We start from the raw sequence: 2,175 nt of genomic DNA, 5'->3' as shown, positions 1-2,175 counted from the left end.
ATCCGTAATGATGGATTTGTGATTCCAGATGTCTTTGCAGAATTCGATCCAGACCTGATCTACGATCTCTCAAGGGTCAATCATATCTTTGCTGTTCCTGTAGGTCGGACCCACTTTTCTCGTGCGTTGTGCGAAGGTCCAAGTTTGACCAGAGAATTGGCGGAAGAAGGCCGACGTGGGTGCAATTTAATCATTACCCGTAAAATCGATATCGTAGATGATCCACACTACTCTCGTTCAGTGGCTTATATTAGCAGTGGCCATTTTTATGTGGAACCGTCAGCTTACGAAGATGCACTTGTGGTACATAAGGGCTACTCCAGGCAGGAAGCTGCGCAATATTTGGCTAGCCGATTGCACCCTAAAGGCATACGCATAGCGGCAAAGTTTACTCGCCCAATCCTGGCGGCATTAGTTTATCCTTTTCATGGTGATCCGATTTATAACACGGGTAAACTGGAGGCTTGTGGATTACCTTTCACGGTGCAATCACTGTTTCATACCTGGACAACTTACGATAAAGCGAAATACCGGGACATTTTTCGTAACAGCGGTGTGAATATGCCCGATGAGATCGATTGGTTGAGCGAATATACCGACCTATCAATTGAAAAATCAGAAATCAAAGATACTATTCTGAACGGGTTAGCGGATACGGATTACCCGGGTCTACTCGCTTTTGCCCGACGCAATCCTTTGGTCATGATCAAGGATGCAGCCGAATCCGGGGGGCGCAATGCACAGGCGTTTAAACTAGGCAGAGCAGATGGGAGTCTTGATTCAACGCAACTACACTTGGCCGTCGAATTTATCTACCAGATCTCGCTGAAACATCATGTGTGTATTCAGGAGGTTATTCTCAGTTCCCCAGAACATTGGGCTTCCGAGGAGTTTATGCGCAATTTTGTCCATCGACAAATTACTGAATGGGGTAACGCGGTAAACCGTCAACGCCAACCGTACACCCCCATCTTTGGTTCGCATCGCATCATCCTTTCTACGGATAACCCGAATGAGGTTGATCTCGAAAAGAAATGGCATATCTCCCATTGGATTACCCTTAACAGCAAACAGTTAATCACTAATGTGGGTAGAGGCGGCACTCTCGAACAGTTGCAGCCGGAGACTATTCGTCCTGAGTACCAGCAGGCTATTATTAGAAAGTTAGCCGATGCCGGGAGGCTTGTTATGGAAGCCTTGTCTCGGTATGAGGCGAAAAGTGTAGCCCAATATACCGTTGAAACCGGGCGACAAGTGGGTGCCGACCTGATGGGTGTTTCCTATGGTATGCCACGTTATTTAATGCTGGATTTTCTTATTGCCCCCGTATTTGATCGAGAAGGCATATTGGTTGAAACTCAACCGATCTTTGATGAGTTCGGCAATCGGACAGGTTCCCGTTTTATGCTGCAACAGGGGGCTATGCTTATTTCAGGAACTATTGTCGATTGGCGGGTTGTGCTCATCGAACCCAATATCGGGGTGGGCTTATGGGATCGAGTGGCTTTGCGAGAACAGCATCATGAGCTTGAGCGAGCACGAGCAGAAGGCGATAGTCCGAACTGGGATCGTATTGGCGAGAACGCGCGTATCGTATTGAGAGATTTAAATCGTGCCGGTGAAGATTATCTGAATCAGCTATATACCAAAAATGCCTTTATTCCCTGATTGCAATCATGTGGTTAGTGCCTATTGCCGGACATTGGATAGTCTTGGAATGACGGCCAATTCTCTTCTAACTCAAGATGAGGTCAGTGTTTTTTTAAAATACTTCTTGTTGGAAGGGCTGGAACAAGACGAAATCAACTATGGGCGGATACGTCGATCACCTGATTCGTGCGCAGCTCTGATACAGCATATAGAAGAGCTTTTAATAGATATAGAGGCAGCCAAAAAGGAATTAAAGACTGTGCCGGGCATTGCATGGGATAGCTTTTGCCTTTCCTCGCCACTTTACCGGCATCGAATTATCGAACTTGCACTCGAGGCGGTTTTAAGTGAACCTTTGGCACCGGAGATTTGTATTAAATTTTCTTATCTACCTCAGCATGAGTTGTCGGTTACGCTACCAGGGGAGTGGAATCACGCAATTATTTTCTCATCAGCGCTTTTCTTTACCCACGAATTTTATCCCTTGGCCGTTGATGCTTTTGTACATGATTCCGAATGCTTTGG

Annotated in this window: 2 protein-coding genes; both read left to right on the top strand. The window is 46.3% G+C overall.

Features of this window, described 5'->3' with window-relative positions; translation table 11 throughout:
- A partial coding sequence (locus tag WCO51_12740; protein ID MEI6514120.1) for a hypothetical protein occupies nt 1-1,668 on the top strand: 1,668 nt, incomplete at its 5' end.
- A 49-nt stretch (nt 1,669-1,717) separates the two neighbouring features.
- On the top strand, nt 1,718-2,175 hold a 458-nt coding region (locus tag WCO51_12735; protein MEI6514119.1), incomplete at its 3' end, for a hypothetical protein.

Source organism: bacterium, assembly GCA_037131655.1.
Taxonomy (GTDB): domain Bacteria; phylum Armatimonadota; class Fimbriimonadia; order Fimbriimonadales; family JBAXQP01; genus JBAXQP01.
The sequence above is the reverse complement of the archived record's forward strand: the minus strand, read 5'-3'. Positions and strand labels throughout refer to the sequence as shown.